Here is a 15,954-nt window from a genome sequence, read left to right as displayed (position 1 = left end):
CCGGTGTGCTGCGTGCCGGGGACCTCGTGGTCCTTGCCGGGCCGCTCGGCGCCGGTAAGACCGTCCTGGTCCAGGGCATCGCCGCTGGACTGGGCGTCACCGGGGCGGTCACCTCCCCGACCTTCGTGATCGCCCGGGTGCACCCGGGCGGGCGGGTCCCCCTCGTACATGTCGACGCCTACCGTCTCGGTGGTGTCGTCGAGGTCGAGGACCTCGACCTCGATGCCGACGTCGAGGGGTCGGTGACGGTTGTCGAGTGGGGCGTAGGGCTGGTCGAGGGGCTGGCCAGCACGCATCTGCTGGTGGAGATCGAGCGTCCGCCGGAGACCGGACGGGGACCTGACCCGGACCATGCCGACGCCGGGGGGACCCGCGTCGTCAGCATGGTGGGCAGTGACGGGGACTGGCCCGCCCGTCTGCTGTCGTTGCGGGCGGGCGAAGCCGAGGATCCGTCCGGCCGCACCGATCGTTGATCCATAATCGCGTGGTCCGACGGGAGTTCCGGGCCCGGGACACATCCAGGTAGTGATCTTGTATGTGCGGGCCCGCTAGGCTGTCGAACGTGCTCCTCATCGCTATTGACACGGCGACACCTGCCTGTTCGGTTGCGCTTGTGGACGTCGACTGGGAGCAACCAGCCGCTGGTACGGCTACCGGCACGGGTGCCGTGAGGACGATGAGCAGGGCGTCGCGCCGGGTCATCGATCCGCGTCGGCATGCCGAGCTGCTGGTGCCGCTGGTCCGTGACGTTCTCGATGAGGCCACGACACGCCCCGCCGATCTTGATGCTGTGGTGGTCGGCCTCGGCCCCGGGCCGTTCACGAGTCTGCGGGTCGGAGTGGTCACCGCCGGCGCGTTTGCGGACGCTCTCGGTAGGCCGGCCTACGGCGTCTGTTCGCTGGACGGTGTCGGCGCCGACACCTCCGGCCGGGTTGCGGTGGTGACCGATGCCCGGCGCCGAGAGGTGTACTGGGCGGTCTACGCGGAGGGCGAGCGTGTCGCCGGACCGTTCGTGGGCCGACCGCAGGCCGTGGTCGATGAACTACGCGAGATGTCTGTCGCTCAGGTGGTCGGCCCGGGAGTCGTCCTGTACCCGGACGTGTTCGCCGGCCTTACCGGCTCCAGTCCAGGAACCGGAGCCGGACCGATCGACTCCGGGTATCTCGACCCGGTCACCCTTGCCCGCCTGGCCGGCTCGGACGCCCTGGCGGGCAGGCCGCCGGCACCACTGGTCCCGCTGTACCTGCGCCGGCCGGACGCGGCCGAACCGCACCTGCCGAAAGCGGTGGCGGTGTGACCGGCCAGAAGACGATCATGAAAGTGTCGATGGCCGACGATTCGGCTGGCCCAGGGCGGGAGCAGGTGAGGCTGGTCCCGCTGCGCTGGTGGCATGTCGACGATGTTGTCGTGTTGGAGCGAGACATCTTCGCCGTGGACGCCTGGACGGCCGAGCTGTTCTGGTCAGAACTCGCGCAGGGCTCTACGCGGCACTACCTGGCCGCCGTGCGCGGCGGCCGGATCGTCGGCTACGGGGGGCTGGCCACCTACGGGGATGAGTCCTATGTGCAGACCCTCGGCGTCGCCACGGACGTCCGCGGCGGAGGCGTCGGCACCCGGCTGCTGGTTGCGCTGCTGCGTCATGCCCGGACGTGCGGCGCACACCGTTGCGAGCTGGAGGTACGCACCGACAACAGCGCGGCCCGATCCCTCTACCACCGGCTGGGTTTTGTCGATCTCGGGGTGCGCAAGGCCTACTACCAGCCGTCCGGAGCTGACGCCTACGTGATGTCGGCTCCCCGGATCCACACCGGCGACTACGGCGAGATGCTGGACGCGGTCGAACTCGCGGTGTCGCGGTGACTGCCGGTGTCGGGGCGTGCCGGGTCCGCGCCGGGTCCGCGCCGCTGGTGCTGGGCATCGAGACCTCCTGCGACGAAACCGGGGTGGGACTGGTCCGAGACGGTGTTCTGCTTGCGGACACGCTCGCGTCGTCCGTGGACGAACACGCCCGCTACGGCGGGGTCATTCCGGAGATCGCAGCCCGGGCACATGTGGAGGCGATGGTGCCGACCGTCGAGCGGGCGCTGTCCCAGGTGGGGCTGCGGCACCGAGACGTGGACGCGGTCGCGGTCACGGTCGGCCCGGGTCTTGCCGGGGCGTTGATGGTTGGTGTGGCCGCGGCAAAGGCGTATGCGCTCGCACTCGGCGTTCCCCTGTACGGCGTACATCATCTGGCTGCGCACATCGCGGTCGACACCCTGGAGCACGGACCATTGCCGGGACCGTCGATGGCGCTGCTGGTCTCCGGAGGGCATTCATCGCTGCTGCTGGTCCCGGACCTCGCCACCTCGGACGTGGTTCCGCTCGGGGCGACGGTCGACGATGCCGCGGGTGAGGCATACGACAAGGTCGCCCGGCTGCTCGGCATGCCGTTCCCGGGAGGCCCGCCCATCGACCGGGCCGCCCGGGACGGAAGCCCGACGATCGCGTTCCCACGGGCCAAGGCGACGGACGGCACCTTCGACTTCTCCTTCAGCGGACTGAAGACCGCGGTGGCCCGCTGGGTGGAGGCGCGGCACCGGGCAGGGGAGCCGGTACCCACGGCCGATGTCGCCGCCTCGTTTCAGGAGGCGGTCGTGGACGTACTGACGGCGAAGTCGGTCGCGGCCTGCCGGGCCCACGGGGTGGACACCCTGGTGATCGGCGGAGGGGTGGCGGCGAACAGCAGGCTGCGAGCGCTTGCGGCGACGCGGTGCGAGGCCGCGGGCATCACCTTGCGGGTGCCTCGTCCCGGTCTGTGCACGGACAACGGCGCCATGGTCGCCGCACTCGGCTCCCTGCAGGTCGCGGCCGGAGTCGTGCCGTCCCCGCTGGAGATCCCGGCATCCTCGGCGCTCTCGCTCTAGCTCTGCCTCCGGCAGCGCCGCCGTCGGGATGATCCGTGACGGTGTGACGGATGGCGCGTCGTGCAGCCGCCACATCGGCGCCGGACCGCCGAAGATGGGGACGTGGCCGATGCGACGCTCATGTGGGAGGCTCGCGCGGCCGCCGGGCGTCTTGACGATCTCGTTGCCTGGGTGGGGCGGGCCGTAACGGGTCGTGTGGCGGAGATCTACCGTGGCGTCGGCGATGGTCGGGACGTCGTGGTCGTCCTCGTGCACGTGCCGGTGGCGGACGGGTCGGCCACGCGACCGGCGGGTGACACCGTGAGGTCCGTCCTCGACCGGGTTCCACCTGGCCTGGTCGCGCGTCCGCCGCAGGCATGGGATTTTGAGCGCGTATCCGAAGGCGGATCGAATGCCGATGATCAGGAGAGGGCCGGATGAAGAGAAGCGTTGTCACTGGAGGCGCTGGCTTTCTCGGGTCGCATCTGTGCGAACGCCTGCTTGACGAAGGCCATGAGGTCGTCTGCTTGGACAATCTCCTCACCGGGACCGCGGAAAACGTCGCCCACCTGACGGAACGTGAGCGTTTCCGTCTGGTCCGCTGCGATGTCACCGACTATGTGCATGTGGCTGGTCAGGTCGACTACGTGCTGCACTTCGCCTCGCCGGCGAGCCCTATCGACTATCTGAACCTACCGATCCAGACCTTGAAGGTCGGCTCGATCGGCACGCTGCACGCGCTTGGCCTGGCCAAGGAGAAGGGTGCGCGTTTCGTGCTGGCGTCGACATCGGAGGTCTACGGGGACCCGCAGGTGCACCCGCAGCCCGAGAATTACTGGGGCCATGTCAACCCGGTGGGGCCGCGGGGGGTGTACGACGAGGCCAAGCGGTTCGGTGAGGCGCTCACCATGGCATATCGCCGAAGCCACGGAATCGATACCGGAATCGTCCGGATCTTCAACACCCACGGACCGCGGATGCGTCCGAACGACGGCCGCGCGATCCCCGCCTTCGCGACCCAGGCGCTGCGGGGCGAACCGATAACGGTCGCGGGTGACGGTAGCCAGACCCGCTCGATCATCTATGTCGATGACCTGGTCGAGGGAATTTTCCGGATGACGATTTCCGGTCATTCCGGGCCGATGAACATCGGTAATCCCGACGAACTGTCCATTCTTGAGCTTGCGGAGCTGGTGCGTGAGGTTGCCAAGAGCGAGTCGGTGATTTCGTTCATCCCCCGGCCGGCCGACGATCCGACCATCCGGCAGCCCGACATATCTCTGGCCCGTGAGGTCCTCGGCTGGGAACCCGTCGTCGCTCTGCGAACCGGCATCGACCGCACCGTTTCCTGGTTTCGGGAGCACCCCGATGTCATCTGCCGTGGCTGACGTCGTGGCTGACGTCGTGGCTGACGTCGCGGCTGACGTCGCGGTGCCCGCGTAGTCCGCGGTGCCCGCGTAGTCCGCCCGGGACTTCCGACGGGTGGCTCCTGCTCCCGACCGGCTGCCCGGGTCGGTCCGGACCGATTCTGCCGGTCCGGTCCGGACCGACCCGGACCGACCCGGACCGGCTGTGTCCGGCCCGGATCGGCAGGGTGGCTGACGATCGCCGTCCCAGTTGCCCTTGACAGTTCTGACCGTGTTGGTTGACGTGGCTGAGACGGGTGCTAAGTTGGCACTCGGCACGCGAGAGTGCCAGCGACAACAGGCGCCTGTTCACCCGCGACTGCAGGCCGCCAGGGTCGCTCTCTCATCCAGCGCAGGAAGGGGGAGGTCGATCGTGACGACCGCCACCAAGGTTGCAATCAAGCCACTTGAAGATCGTATTGTCGTACAGCCGTCAGATGCCGAGCAGACGACAGCGTCCGGCATTGTGATCCCGGATACGGCCAAGGAGAAGCCGCAGGAGGGCACTGTCCTCGCTGTGGGGCCGGGCCGCTTCGAGGACGGCAAGCGGGTTCCGCTCGACGTCAAGGTCGGCGACGTCGTCCTCTACAGCAAGTACGGCGGCACCGAGGTCAAGTACTCCGGTGAGGAGTACCTGGTTCTCTCCGCCCGCGACGTGCTGGCGATCATCGAGAAGTAGGTCTGTCTCCGGCAGGATCCAAGGGCGTGTTTCGCCGCTCTGGACGGTATTCGTCCGGATCGGCGAAACACGCCCGATCGCAATTAGGGCCGAAGGGCGCGCGATCTCAGCTCCTCTCGCGCCCCCGGAGGTCCGAAGGGACTCCAGGGGCACGCCCTGAGCCGGTTCGGGAGGACCACGTATGCCAAAGATTCTGTCGTTCGGCGAGGACGCCCGCCATGCGCTCGAGCATGGTGTCAACGCCCTCGCGGACACGGTGAAGGTGACGCTCGGCCCGCGCGGTCGCAACGTCGTCATAGACAAGTCCTACGGAGCGCCGACGATCACCAATGACGGGGTGACGATCGCGCGCGAGGTCGAGCTGGACAATCCCAATGAGAACCTGGGTGCCCAGCTCGTCAAGGAAGTTGCCACCAAGACCAATGACGTCGCCGGTGACGGCACCACCACCGCGACAGTGCTCGCTCAGGCGATGGTGCGCAGCGGCCTGCGCCAGGTCGTTGCCGGCTCACCGCCGGTCTCACTCAAGATCGGGATCGAGGCCGCTGTCGAGGCGGTGTCGAAGGCCCTGCTTGAGCAGGCTATCGAGGTGGACTCGAAAGACATCATCGCCCATGTCGCGGCCATCTCGGCCCAGGACGTGAAGGTCGGCGAGCTGATCGCCGAGGCGATGGACAGGATCGGCAAGGATGGTGTGATCACTGTCGAGGAGAGCCAGACCCTTGGTCTGGAGCTCGAGCTCACCGAGGGCATGCAGTTCGACAAGGGTTACATCTCCCCGTACTTCGTGACCGACCCGGAGCGCATGGAGGCCGTCCTCACCGACGCCTACGTGCTGCTGTATCCGGGAAAGATCGCCGCGCTGAGCGACCTCCTGCCGCTGCTTGAGAAGGTGGTGGAGGCGAACAAGCCACTGTTGATCATTGCCGAGGACGTTGAGGGCGAGGCGTTGTCGACCCTCGTCGTCAACGCGATCCGCAAGACCTTCCAGGTCGTCGCGGTCAAGGCTCCGGGCTTCGGCGATCGTCGTAAGGCGATGCTGCAGGACATCGCGGTCCTCACCGGGGGGCAGGTCGTCGCGCCCGAGGTCGGTCTCAAGCTTGACTCGGTCGGGCTTGGCGATCTCGGTCGGACGCGTCGTGTCGTCGTCGACAAGGACAGCGCGACCCTCATCGATGGAGCCGGGGACCCGACGGCTGTCGCCGACCGGGTACGTCAGCTCCGTGGCGAGATCGAGGCCAGTGACTCGGACTGGGACCGTGAGAAGCTGCAGGAACGGGTCGCCAAGCTCGCCGGCGGTGTCGCCGTCATCCGGGTCGGCGCGGCCACCGAGGTCGAGCTGAAGGAGAAGAAGCACCGTCTGGAGGACGCTGTCTCCGCCACGCGTGCCGCGGTGGAGGAAGGCATCGTCGCGGGCGGCGGGGCGGCTCTGGTGCACGCCGGCGCGGTACTCGACGGCGGTCTCGGGCGTACCGGGGACGAGCTGGCAGGGGTGCGGATCGTTCGCGACGCACTTGACGCTCCGCTGACCTGGATCGCTCGTAACGCCGGACTCGAAGGCGCTGTGATCCTGGCCCGGGTCAAGGAACAGCCGGTCGGAAGTGGTTTCAACGCGGTCAGCGGTGAGTTCACCGATCTGATCGCCGACGGTGTGGTGGATCCGGTCAAGGTGACCCGGTCCGCCGTGGCGAACGCCGCGTCCATCGCCGCTCTGCTGATCACGACCGAAAGTCTGGTTGCGGAGAAGCCGCAGAAGGCCGCCGCCGCCGGCGCCGGCCACGGCCATGGTCATAACCACTCGCATGGACCGGGGTTCTGAATCGGTCGGCATCGTGCGCCTCAAGGTTCGGCCGGACGTCTTCACGTCCGGCCGGACCTCTTTCATGTCCACTGCGGATGTCGCCGGGCGGCCGGGTCACACATCGCGGGTGACCCGGTGGGCGCGGTGGGCTTGTCCGTACATGTCACCGTGAGATGCCCCGGCGGCGATCGCGACGAGCATGGGGCGCCCAGCCTCAGCACGCCGGCGCAAGGCCGGGCCTGGCCGGACTGTTCCGGGTCGCCCCACGCCGGTTTCGGCCGGTCAGGATGCTTTCTCGTTCGGACTCGCTCAGTCCGCCCCACACGCCGTAGGGCTCCCGAGCGTGTAGCGCGTGTTCGGCACATGCCTGGATCACGGGACACCGTGCACAGACGGCTTTCGCGGCAGCTTCGCGGGCCGCTCGTGCCGGCCCTCGTTCGCCTTCCGGGTGGAAGAAGAGCTCCGTGCTCTCTCCCCGGCAGGCGCCATGAAGCTGCCATTCCCACTTCTCTGCACCGGGGCCTGGAAGTCGTCGGACGTCGGTCATCGGCCTGAGCCCCCCTCTCAACCATGGGCGGCTGGCGCCGCAGCTACACCGTAGTGCCGCGCCATACGTTGATCAACATAGCGAATCACTCGGCGCACAGTCGTTCGGAGCAGGTTCGTCGCCAAGTTGTAGGTACGGTCGTCGAGAGCCACCATGAGCGTTGTGACCCCCTCCCCGGACCCGGCGGAGCGCACCCGCGGTACACCGTCGCCGCGGTTGCCCGGCGGCTCGAAATCGCGCCCGCGACCCTGCGCACATGGAGCCGCTGGTACGGGCTCGGTCCGGCCGACCATGTTGTCCGGTACCCGCCGCAGGTACGGCCCACACGACCTGGCCCGGCTGGAGTTCATATGCCGGCTCACGCAGGACGGGATCGCGCCCGCCGAAGCGGCCCGCATCGCGGCGGGGTTGGGTGTTATGGGTGGATCTTTTTTTTGTTCGGTCGCCGGAGGCGATCGGACAGCTCTGGTCGGTGGCCTGCCCCGGAGCTCGGGGTCCCCGCATCGCGGCGAAGTTGGGCGTTATGGGTGGATCTTTTTCTTTGTTCGGTCGCCGGAGGCGATCGGACAGCTCTGGTCGGTGGCCTGCCCCGGAGCTCGGGGTCCCCGCATCGCGGCGAAGCTGGGCGTTATGGGTGGATCTTTTTCTTTGTTCGGTCGCCGGAGGCGATCGGACAGCTCTGGTCGGTGGCCTGCCCCGGAGCTCGGGGTCCCCGCATCGCGGCGAAGCCGCTATGCGGGGCTAGCGGGTGTCGGCCTCTGATGCTTCGCTTGTCTCGTAGACACCGTCGGCGTAGCCGCGGGCGTACTCCCAGCTGACGTAGGACGACGGATCCGGGGCGTATGCGGGCTCGTGCACCCGCGTGCGTCCCTCGTCGAGCAGGTGGCGAAGGTTGCCGGTCAGCAGGTCCCAGTCGAAGAAGTGCGGTTCCGCGCATCCTTCGCAGTCGACGACCAGACCGCGAAAGCCGCGGGGCTCCAGCAGGGTCCGAAAGACGTCGAGGTCACCGAGTTCGGCGAGGACCTCCTCACGCTCGTGCGGCGACAGAGGTTCCAGCAGGTCGGTGTCCTCAACCGGGTCGAGGCGCGCGAGCTCTGCCGTCGGATCCTCGGGGTCGCCCGCGAAGGGGTCGAGAGGCTCGTCGCTCACACCGACCACGCTACGCCGGACTGGGCCCCTTAGTGGTCCCGATCGGCGACTCCAGGCACCGACGTGTGCTCCTATTGCGTGTTTCCCGTACTCGCTGGACCGTTTCGAGTACGTGTGATAACGGAATGTATAAGAGTTATCACCTGGTGTCACGAGTTCTGGGTCGGAGCGGGTCGGGTGGGGCCTCCGCTGGCGCGCGAGGCGGAATGATCGCACTAGAATACGGGTCCAGGAGTCTGTGCCGGTGCCAGGCCGTGCGTCCCGGCAGCCGAAATGCTGGAGCCGACGGTGCAACCGTGCCCTGAGCGGGGGCGTTGCGGGCAGAGACAGGGCCCGCGCCAAGGCGCGGACCCGGCCGGTGCGGCGGGTGACGACTGCGAACGGAAGGTGCCATGAACAGTCCCGTTGTCCGGCCGGTCGGGTCCGAGCAGGGACCCGTGTTGCCGGCGAAACTGGCCACGCTGGGGCTGACCTTCGACGACGTGCTGTTGCTACCGGCGGAATCGAACGTCATGCCGGCGGATGCCGACACGTCCACGTGGTTGTCCCGGCACATCCGACTGGCCGTCCCGTTGCTGTCCTCGGCGATGGACACCGTGACCGAGTCGCGGATGGCGATCGCGATGGCTCGGCAGGGTGGCGTAGGTGTGCTCCATCGGAACCTTTCCATTGACGACCAGGCGCAGCAGGTCGACATGGTGAAGCGTTCCGAGTCGGGGATGATCACGACCCCCATCACGTGCGGCGCGGATGCGACCATCGAAGACGCCAACGAGCTCATGGCCCGTTACCGCATTTCCGGGGTTCCGGTGACCGAACCGGATGGCCGGTTGGTGGGCATCGTGACCAACCGCGATATCCGGTTCGAGCGAGACTATTCCCGCCTGGTGCGTGCTGTGATGACACCGATGCCACTTGTCACGGCACCGGTGGGGGTGTCGGCGGACGACGCGCTTGTGCTGCTGCGCCAGCACAAGATTGAGAAACTTCCCCTGGTGGACGATCAGGGTCGCCTACGCGGGTTGATCACCGTCAAGGATTTCACCAAGCGTGAGCAGTATCCGCGGGCAACGAAGGACGCGGGCGGACGCCTCGTGGTCGGCGCCGCCATCGGGGTGGGGGAGGACGCCTACAAACGGGCGCAGACGCTTGTGAGTACGGCTGTCGACTTTCTTGTCGTGGATACCGCGCACGGCCACTCCCGGGCTGTGCTGGACATGGTGCGGCGCATCAAGGCCGATCTGCCGGTCAGGCTGGACGGCAGCCCTCTCGACGTGATCGCGGGAAATGTCGCGACCGCGCAGGGCGCGCGCGCGTTGGTCGATGCCGGCGCCGATGCCATCAAGGTCGGGGTGGGCCCGGGCTCGATCTGCACAACTCGGGTGGTGGCCGGGGTCGGGGTCCCACAGGTCACTGCGATCTACGAGTGTGCGCAGGTCGCGCGGGAGGCCGGCGTCCCGGTGGTGGGCGATGGCGGGATGCAGTACTCCGGCGACATCGCCAAGGCAATTGCCGTCGGCGCCGATACGGTGATGCTGGGTAGTCTGCTCGCGGGCGTCGACGAGAGTCCCGGTGAGCTGATCTTCATCAACGGCAAGCAGTACAAGGCGTACCGCGGGATGGGTTCGTTGGGCGCGATGCGTAGCCGCGGCTCGACCCAGTCCTATTCGAAGGACCGTTATTTCCAGGACGATGTTCTCTCCGACGACAAACTCGTCCCGCAGGGCGTCGAAGGACAGGTCCCGTACCGGGGACCGTTGGCTGCGGTTGCCCACCAGCTGGTCGGTGGCCTGCGCGCGGCCATGGGGTACACCGGTTCGGCGACGATCGGCGCCCTGCAGCGAGACAGCAGGCTCGTGCGCATCACCGCGGCGGGGCTGAAGGAGAGCCACCCGCACGACATCCAGATGACCGTCGAGGCACCGAACTACAACTCCCGGTGACGCGTCTTTCGGGCTGGAAGATGCTGGAGGAGACAGCGGTGGTTAGAGGACACGGTGGTTGAGGTCGAGATCGGTATCGGCAAGAGCGGACGGGTCGGATTCGGCCTGGACGCGGTGGGCATCGTGCCGTCGCGGCGGACGCGTGACCCCGGGGACGTCTCGCTCGCCTGGGAGATCGACGCGTACCGTTTCGACCTTCCGGTTGTGACCACGCCCGCGGACGCCGTGACCTCACCCGCGACCGCTATCGCGGTCGGGGGGCTCGGCGGTCTCGGAGTGCTCCACGTCGAGGGCATGTGGAGCCGGCACGAGGAGCCGGAGCCGCTGCTGGAGGAGATCTCCACCCTGGACGGCGAGGAGGCCTCCCGTCGTCTGCTCGAGCTCTATGCCGCGCCGATCCGACCGGATCTGCTCGTCAAGAGGCTGACGGAGGTCCGGGAAGCCGGGGTTGTCACAGCCGCCGCGCTGCGTCCCCAGAAGGTCAAGACGCTGTGCCCGTTCCTGCTCGAGGCCGGGATCGACCTGATCGTCATCCATGCTACGGCGGTTTCGGCCGAGCACCAGGCGCGGGTGACCGAACCGCTGAACCTCAAGCGGTTCATCGGCGAGCTTGACGTACCTGTCCTGGTGGGTGGATGCGCGTCGTTCTCGACGGCCCTGCACCTGATGCGCACCGGTGCCGCAGGCGTGATCGTCGGTGTCGGCCCCGGCGGTGCGGACACGACCCGGGCGGTGCTGGGAGTCGGCGTCCCGATGGCGACCGCCATCGCGGACGCTGCTGGAGCACGCATGCGTTATCTGGACGAGTCGGGCGGGCGGTACGTCCATGTGATCGCCCACGGGGGTATGCGGACGGGCGGTGACATCGCGAAGGCCATTGCGTGCGGCGCGGACGCGGTGATGCTGGACGCGCCGCTGGCTGCCGCGGCCGAGGCGCCCGGCCGGGGTGGCTACTGGTCCATGGATGTTCTCCACTCCCGGTTGCCACGTGGGGCCTGGGAACGTGTTCCGGTGGCCGGAACGTTGCGGGAGATCCTGCTGGGCCCCGCGTCGGTCAACCCCGGCACCTTGGATCTTGCTGGTGCGCTGCGGACCGCTATGGCGACAACTGGTTACGCGACGGTCAAGGAGCTGCAGAAGGCCGAGGTGCTGGTCACCTCGACGTCCTACTGACGGGGGCGTCCTGCCGCCCCGACATCCCACATCCTCGTTCCACATCCATCGTTCCACCGGCTCGTCCGTTGCAGTGAGGTGGCCCTGTCGGCGTCGATCCGATGACCGGCGCCGACAGCCCGAGCAATATCTACCATTACGGACAAAATGGTTGTTTCGGATGCGCCTCGGATGCCGGGGTGAAGCCGCCGTCCGGTGGCATGGGACCCTGGAGTCGTCTGTTTCAGTCCGAAGGACGACACATGCGCATCGACGAGCACGGTCGCTGGGTCAGTGACGATGGTGCCTACGTCTGGGATGAGGCGGCCCAGACGTGGCAGCCGTCGGCGCCAGTGACGCATGCCACCGGATCGGCGGCCTCCGGGGCCGGCACCGGCACCGGCACGGGGAGCGTCTATACCGGTGCCGCCGGGGAGTTCACGGTGGAGTCCTTCCCGCAGGACACATCGGGGTGGCGGGTCTCGGACGACTCGCCGGTCGCCGGCATGACCTGGTCGCAACCGGTACACACCGGCGTACAGGGGGTTTCCTGGCCAGGTGCCGACGCCGCTTCGCCGGGCGGGTACGGCGAGGACGACCGGTGGACGCCGGTGAACGACGATGGTCGGACCGGTGTCGCCTGGACCGATCCGGCCGCCCTCGCGCCCCTCGATTCCTCCTGGCCTGCGGCCCCTGGTTTCGAGCAGACCGCCCCGGTTCCTGGACAGGCCACGGAGTGGGGCACGGAAAGGACCTTTGGCGACATCGCCGTGGGCGGTGTCGACAGCGCCGGATTCGCCGTTGCCGGCCGCGATGGCGCCGGTGGTGACGCTGGTCGGCTTCGGGGCCCCGGGGATGAGGTGATCCCCCGGTTCCCTGCGCGGTCCGGTGAGGATGGTGCCGCCGGATCTGGATCGCATCGGTACGGGCAGGAATCCGCCACTGATGCGGGTGCAGAGGAGTCGAGCCCCCGGATGCGCGCCTTGTCCGGTGCGCGGATGCAGGGCCGCCGGCGTCCGGCGGATCCGCCTGCGTCGCGAACCGGCTCCGCCAAGAAAGATCGCGGCAGGCCGGTCGACGGAATTCGAAGGGCGGTGCGGGGCCGGTCGCTTGCCGCGCTGCCGCGATCCGTGCTGGTCGGTGCGGCGGCGGTGGCAATGCTCCTGCTCGGTCTCGGCGTCTTTCTGGCTACCGGTGGAGGTGGCACGGGCGCCGCGGCCGGTTCATCGCCCAACGTGACTGCAGGCGCCCAAGCAAAGTCGGCCCGGTACGAACAGCAGGTACGCACCGCCTATTTGGATGAATGTATGCAGGTTAGCGGTGGATTGCGCGACTACTGTACGTGCACGCTCGAGAAGCTCGAAGCCGACTACACGCAAGCCGAATACATGGCCTTCAGTAAGGACGTCGGTTCGCCCGAGTCGACCAGAGTCGTGCGCGAGATCTCCGATCAGTGCGTGAGCGCCGAATGATGAATGGCGGTGTGTGCTCTTTTGATCAACTTTCTTCACGCTACGTGGGCATGTGCACCATTCACATGGAGGGCGTGAGATGCCCACCGACGACTTCGGACGCTCGTTGAGCGACGATGGCGCGTGGGTTTGGGACGATGTCGCCGGAACGTGGCGTCCGCGGATCCCAGCCGGTGGTCCGGTGACCGCTCCGGCTGAGCATTCCGTTTCACCGGGTCGACATGCGGACGATTTCTTCGCGGTTGAGCGTGTGGGGGAAGCGGACGACCGACCTCATCCCGCCTCGCATCATCCCGCCCCGAATCATCCTGCCCCGAATCATCCTGCCCCGAATCGGACCGACTCCTGGGACGCGACGGGCACGTCGAACCGGCAGCGGGCCTGGGACGGCAGCGATCGGTCCGATTCGGGCGCGTTCATGCGCCCGGCTCCTGCCGCGGCCGATCCGTTTGACGTCTCATCCACTCGTGGCCGATCCGCTGTCCCCGCCTACTCGCCGCAGCCTGTCCACCACGACCCGCAGCCCGTCCGCCACGACCCGCAGCCTGTCCGCCACGACTCGCGGGCCGTCCGCCACGACCCGCGGGCCGGTGGCTCGCCGAGCCCGGGTGACCCCGCGGCAGGGATGGCAGGCGACCGTGACAGTGGTCGTTGGGATCTGCCGGGCGGTGGTGCTGATCGCGGTAGCGGTCATCCCCGGCAGCCCGCGTACGGAGGCCCCGACGGGGGCGGTGCAGGTAGGCGGGAAGCCGCGGGGGACGGCCGGCAGGCCGGCGTCCCCCGCGGCTTCGGCCCGGGATACCCGGATGGCGTAGGTCTCACCGATGGCTACCGTATTACTCCTCCAAGTAGTAATACGCCCGCAGCCTTTCCGATCGGTGGTCAGTCTGGATATCACCTGCCGGACACCGACGCGGGTAGACCGCAGGCCGGCTCGGCAGGAGGCCCACGGACGGCATCGGCCCGTCCGACACCCGGCGCGCCATCCCCCCGTGGTTTCGCGGGGCCTGCCACTTCCCCGTCACCCCATGGGCCGGCCGGTCACGGGAACAGCGGAAACGGGAACAGCGGAAACGGGAACAGCGGAAACGGGAACAGCGGAAACGGGAACAGCGGTCCACCCCGGTCCGGTGGCGGGCCGACCGGCCGTGGCGGTGAGCATTCGACGAACGGCTACTGGGTGGCTGGTTCCACGTCGGTCCATCCGGCTTCGCCGCGCGGCAGTTCCGAAGCAGGGCCTCGGCAGCAGGACGTGGTCGGTCCCGGCGGGTCCCGTGGCCTCCCCAGCTACCTGAACGGTGGTCCAACCGGCGCGGCAGCGTTCCACGACGGTGGACGTGCGCCCTCCGCCGGGCCGAATGCCACGTTCGCGAACCGGGACATCGCGCTGCCCGCGGGCACTGTCGCCGACACCGGTGGTCAGCCTCTGGTCGGCTACCCCCCAGGTGGATATCCCGGTTACGCCGCCCCACGGCCCGGTCCTCGTCGGCCCACCGCGGACGACCGCGGACGACCGCTATTCGACCCGCCCGCGTCGGCATCCGCCGGGCGCACGGATGCCGGCGGCCGGACCGCTGTTCTTCCGCCGGCCCGCCGAGGTCCGACAGCTCCTGTAGCTGATCCGCCGATATCTCCGCCGGTACCTGCGCCGGCGCCTGCGTGGACACCTGCGCCCGCATCCTCCACGGCGCAGGCGGTCGCGTTCGGAGTCGGAGCGCCCGAACTCGACCGTGCCGGTATTTCCCGTCAGGCTCCGGATGAGGCGGGCTTCGCCGGTCTGCCCCATCCTTCGCCCGGTGCCGGGACAGAACCGTCCGCTGACGGGGCTTTCGGCTCCATCCAGGCGGCGCAGCCCCGCACCCGCCCGGGCGGGTACCAGCCCGACATCGCCCAGCCGTGGACCCAGCCGCGGGGCGGCGACCCCTTGGACCAGATCGCGCCGCCGCTGTCGGCCCAGGAGGAGTGGGCGTCAGCGGAGATGACAGCGGCGTTACCCAAGGTGGAGCCGGAGTCGGAGACCGACCCGGATGACGATGATGACGACGACGATGACGGCGGCTGGCGGCCGTCCACCACCGTTCGTAAAAGGCCGGGTCGAGAGGGTACGGCTCCGCCGCGGGTGTCCTCCTCCCGTAATCCTTCCGCTGTGGATCCGACGTCGGCCACGGGGCGGGCAGCGTCCGAGGCCCGGCCGAAAACCTCGACCGGGCCTCGGACGCAGGTGGCTGTGCCACGGGGTGCAAGCCGTCCGGACGACCGGCCCGGCACCGCTGCCGACATCGACCTTGACGCCGATCTCATCGACGATCTTGATGAGGTTGAGGACGACGACGAGGGTGCCTCGGGGTTCCTCGCGCGCTATCGGCGCGGATGGGTCGGCCCGCTGGTCGTTGCGGCGTTGGTGTCGGTCGTAGCGGTTGGCCTGTACATCCTGTTTGCAGGAAAAAGCAGCGGTTCCGGCACGTCGCGGAACTCGGCAACACCCGTCGTGCGACCTTCGGGCTCGCAGACCTCGACGACGAGTAACCCCGATGCCGCCGCGGGTCAGGCACTGGTCGATGGTACCTACCGCTGTTATCAGAGTGGCAGTTCGGACCTCAAACCGCTGGCCCCGGTGGCGGACAAGCTTGTCGTCCCGGCTGGGCGGGGTGTCTACGCGTGGAACGGCCAACAGGGCACCTACACCATCGCCAAGAACAGCCTGAGTACCGATGCCGAGATGTTCGCGGACGTTCAGTTCACTGGCGGTCCGCTCAAGGACGTCAAGGCGTTGTTCTTCAACCGTGTGCGACAGGGCGATGCCGGCAAGGATGCCGGAAGCCTGATGTTTGAAGACGGGTCGAATCGCTGGTGTGCGATCAACTAGCTACGGTGTGACCGCAGCCCTGTGGTCACAAAAAATCTCCTGGAAGCTGGATCT

The 15,954-nt window shown here is 68.2% G+C and carries 16 protein-coding genes; 13 read left to right on the top strand and 3 right to left on the bottom strand.

Annotated features, from left to right (window positions below; all coding sequences use genetic code 11):
- The first annotated feature begins 5 nt into the window (after positions 1–5).
- The 8 genes from tsaE to groL all read left to right on the top strand — a co-directional run bounded on the left by tsaE (position 6) and on the right by groL (position 6,789).
- On the top strand, positions 6–473 hold the full coding sequence (gene tsaE / locus NBW77_RS15220; RefSeq protein ID WP_250279907.1) for a tRNA (adenosine(37)-N6)-threonylcarbamoyltransferase complex ATPase subunit type 1 TsaE: 468 nt from the start codon (positions 6–8) through the stop codon (positions 471–473).
- A gap of 89 nt (positions 474–562) precedes the next feature.
- Positions 563–1,297 (top strand): tRNA (adenosine(37)-N6)-threonylcarbamoyltransferase complex dimerization subunit type 1 TsaB, encoded by a 735-nt coding sequence (tsaB, locus tag NBW77_RS15215; RefSeq protein WP_131748443.1) that lies wholly within the window; start codon positions 563–565, stop codon positions 1,295–1,297.
- Positions 1,294–1,860 (top strand): ribosomal protein S18-alanine N-acetyltransferase, encoded by a 567-nt coding sequence (gene rimI, locus NBW77_RS15210; protein ID WP_349817023.1) that lies wholly within the window; start codon positions 1,294–1,296, stop codon positions 1,858–1,860. The genes tsaB and rimI overlap by 4 nt, the downstream gene beginning before the upstream one ends.
- Complete coding sequence (tsaD, locus tag NBW77_RS15205; RefSeq protein WP_131748441.1) at positions 1,857–2,906, top strand: tRNA (adenosine(37)-N6)-threonylcarbamoyltransferase complex transferase subunit TsaD; 1,050 nt, start codon at positions 1,857–1,859, stop codon at positions 2,904–2,906. The genes rimI and tsaD overlap by 4 nt, the downstream gene beginning before the upstream one ends.
- A 102-nt stretch (positions 2,907–3,008) precedes the next feature.
- A complete protein-coding gene (locus tag NBW77_RS15200) occupies positions 3,009–3,326 on the top strand; it encodes a hypothetical protein (protein ID WP_207387166.1) in 318 nt (105 codons plus the stop codon).
- Positions 3,323–4,273: a UDP-glucuronic acid decarboxylase family protein gene (locus NBW77_RS15195; protein WP_131748439.1), complete on the top strand. Its 951-nt coding sequence runs from the start codon at positions 3,323–3,325 to the stop codon at positions 4,271–4,273. Before NBW77_RS15200 ends, NBW77_RS15195 begins: the two co-directional genes overlap by 4 nt.
- 391 nt (positions 4,274–4,664) lie before the next feature.
- Entirely contained in the window at positions 4,665–4,970 is a 306-nt protein-coding gene (groES, locus tag NBW77_RS15190; protein ID WP_009740479.1) for a co-chaperone GroES, read from the top strand.
- Positions 4,971–5,151: 181 nt separating this feature from the next.
- The gene (gene groL, locus NBW77_RS15185; RefSeq protein WP_131748437.1) at positions 5,152–6,789 is read left to right on the top strand and encodes a chaperonin GroEL; all 1,638 of its coding nucleotides are present in this window, start codon (positions 5,152–5,154) and stop codon (positions 6,787–6,789) included.
- 196 nt (positions 6,790–6,985) lie between these two features.
- On the opposite strand, the gene NBW77_RS15180 is transcribed toward groL, so the two are convergent.
- Positions 6,986–7,318 (bottom strand): WhiB family transcriptional regulator, encoded by a 333-nt coding sequence (locus tag NBW77_RS15180; RefSeq protein WP_131748435.1) that lies wholly within the window; start codon positions 7,316–7,318, stop codon positions 6,986–6,988.
- Positions 7,319–7,471: 153 nt separating this feature from the next.
- On the opposite strand from NBW77_RS15180, the gene NBW77_RS22850 reads away from it, so the two are divergent.
- Complete coding sequence (locus tag NBW77_RS22850) at positions 7,472–8,080, top strand: MerR family transcriptional regulator (RefSeq protein WP_502799490.1); 609 nt, start codon at positions 7,472–7,474, stop codon at positions 8,078–8,080.
- On the opposite strand, the gene NBW77_RS15175 is transcribed toward NBW77_RS22850, so the two are convergent.
- On the bottom strand, positions 8,060–8,476 hold the full coding sequence (locus tag NBW77_RS15175; protein WP_131748433.1) for a DUF5319 domain-containing protein: 417 nt from the start codon (positions 8,474–8,476) through the stop codon (positions 8,060–8,062). The genes NBW77_RS22850 and NBW77_RS15175 overlap by 21 nt on opposite strands.
- Before the next feature lie 383 nt (positions 8,477–8,859).
- Here NBW77_RS15175 and guaB point away from each other — a divergent pair, with 383 nt between their 5' ends.
- From guaB to NBW77_RS15160, 3 genes are all read left to right on the top strand, one after another.
- Positions 8,860–10,410 carry an IMP dehydrogenase gene (gene guaB, locus NBW77_RS15170; protein ID WP_131748431.1) on the top strand — a complete coding sequence of 517 codons (1,551 nt, stop codon included), beginning with the start codon at positions 8,860–8,862 and terminating at the stop codon, positions 10,408–10,410.
- 54 nt (positions 10,411–10,464) lie between these two features.
- On the top strand, positions 10,465–11,583 hold the full coding sequence (locus tag NBW77_RS15165) for a GuaB3 family IMP dehydrogenase-related protein (protein ID WP_131748429.1): 1,119 nt from the start codon (positions 10,465–10,467) through the stop codon (positions 11,581–11,583).
- A 242-nt stretch (positions 11,584–11,825) separates the two neighbouring features.
- Complete coding sequence (locus NBW77_RS15160; RefSeq protein ID WP_131748427.1) at positions 11,826–13,034, top strand: hypothetical protein; 1,209 nt, start codon at positions 11,826–11,828, stop codon at positions 13,032–13,034.
- Between the two features lie 457 nt (positions 13,035–13,491).
- On the opposite strand, the gene NBW77_RS15155 is transcribed toward NBW77_RS15160, so the two are convergent.
- Positions 13,492–13,728 carry a hypothetical protein gene (locus NBW77_RS15155; protein WP_131748425.1) on the bottom strand — a complete coding sequence of 79 codons (237 nt, stop codon included), beginning with the start codon at positions 13,726–13,728 and terminating at the stop codon, positions 13,492–13,494.
- Positions 13,729–14,286: 558 nt separating this feature from the next.
- Here NBW77_RS15155 and NBW77_RS15150 point away from each other — a divergent pair.
- On the top strand, positions 14,287–15,900 hold the full coding sequence (locus tag NBW77_RS15150) for a hypothetical protein (RefSeq protein ID WP_131748421.1): 1,614 nt from the start codon (positions 14,287–14,289) through the stop codon (positions 15,898–15,900).
- The last annotated feature ends 54 nt before the right edge of the window (positions 15,901–15,954 follow it).

Source organism: Frankia sp. Cppng1_Ct_nod, from assembly GCF_920656135.1.
GTDB lineage: Bacteria > Actinomycetota > Actinomycetes > Frankiales > Frankiaceae > Protofrankia > Protofrankia meridionalis.
The sequence above is the reverse complement of the archived record's forward strand: the minus strand, read 5'-3'. Positions and strand labels throughout refer to the sequence as shown.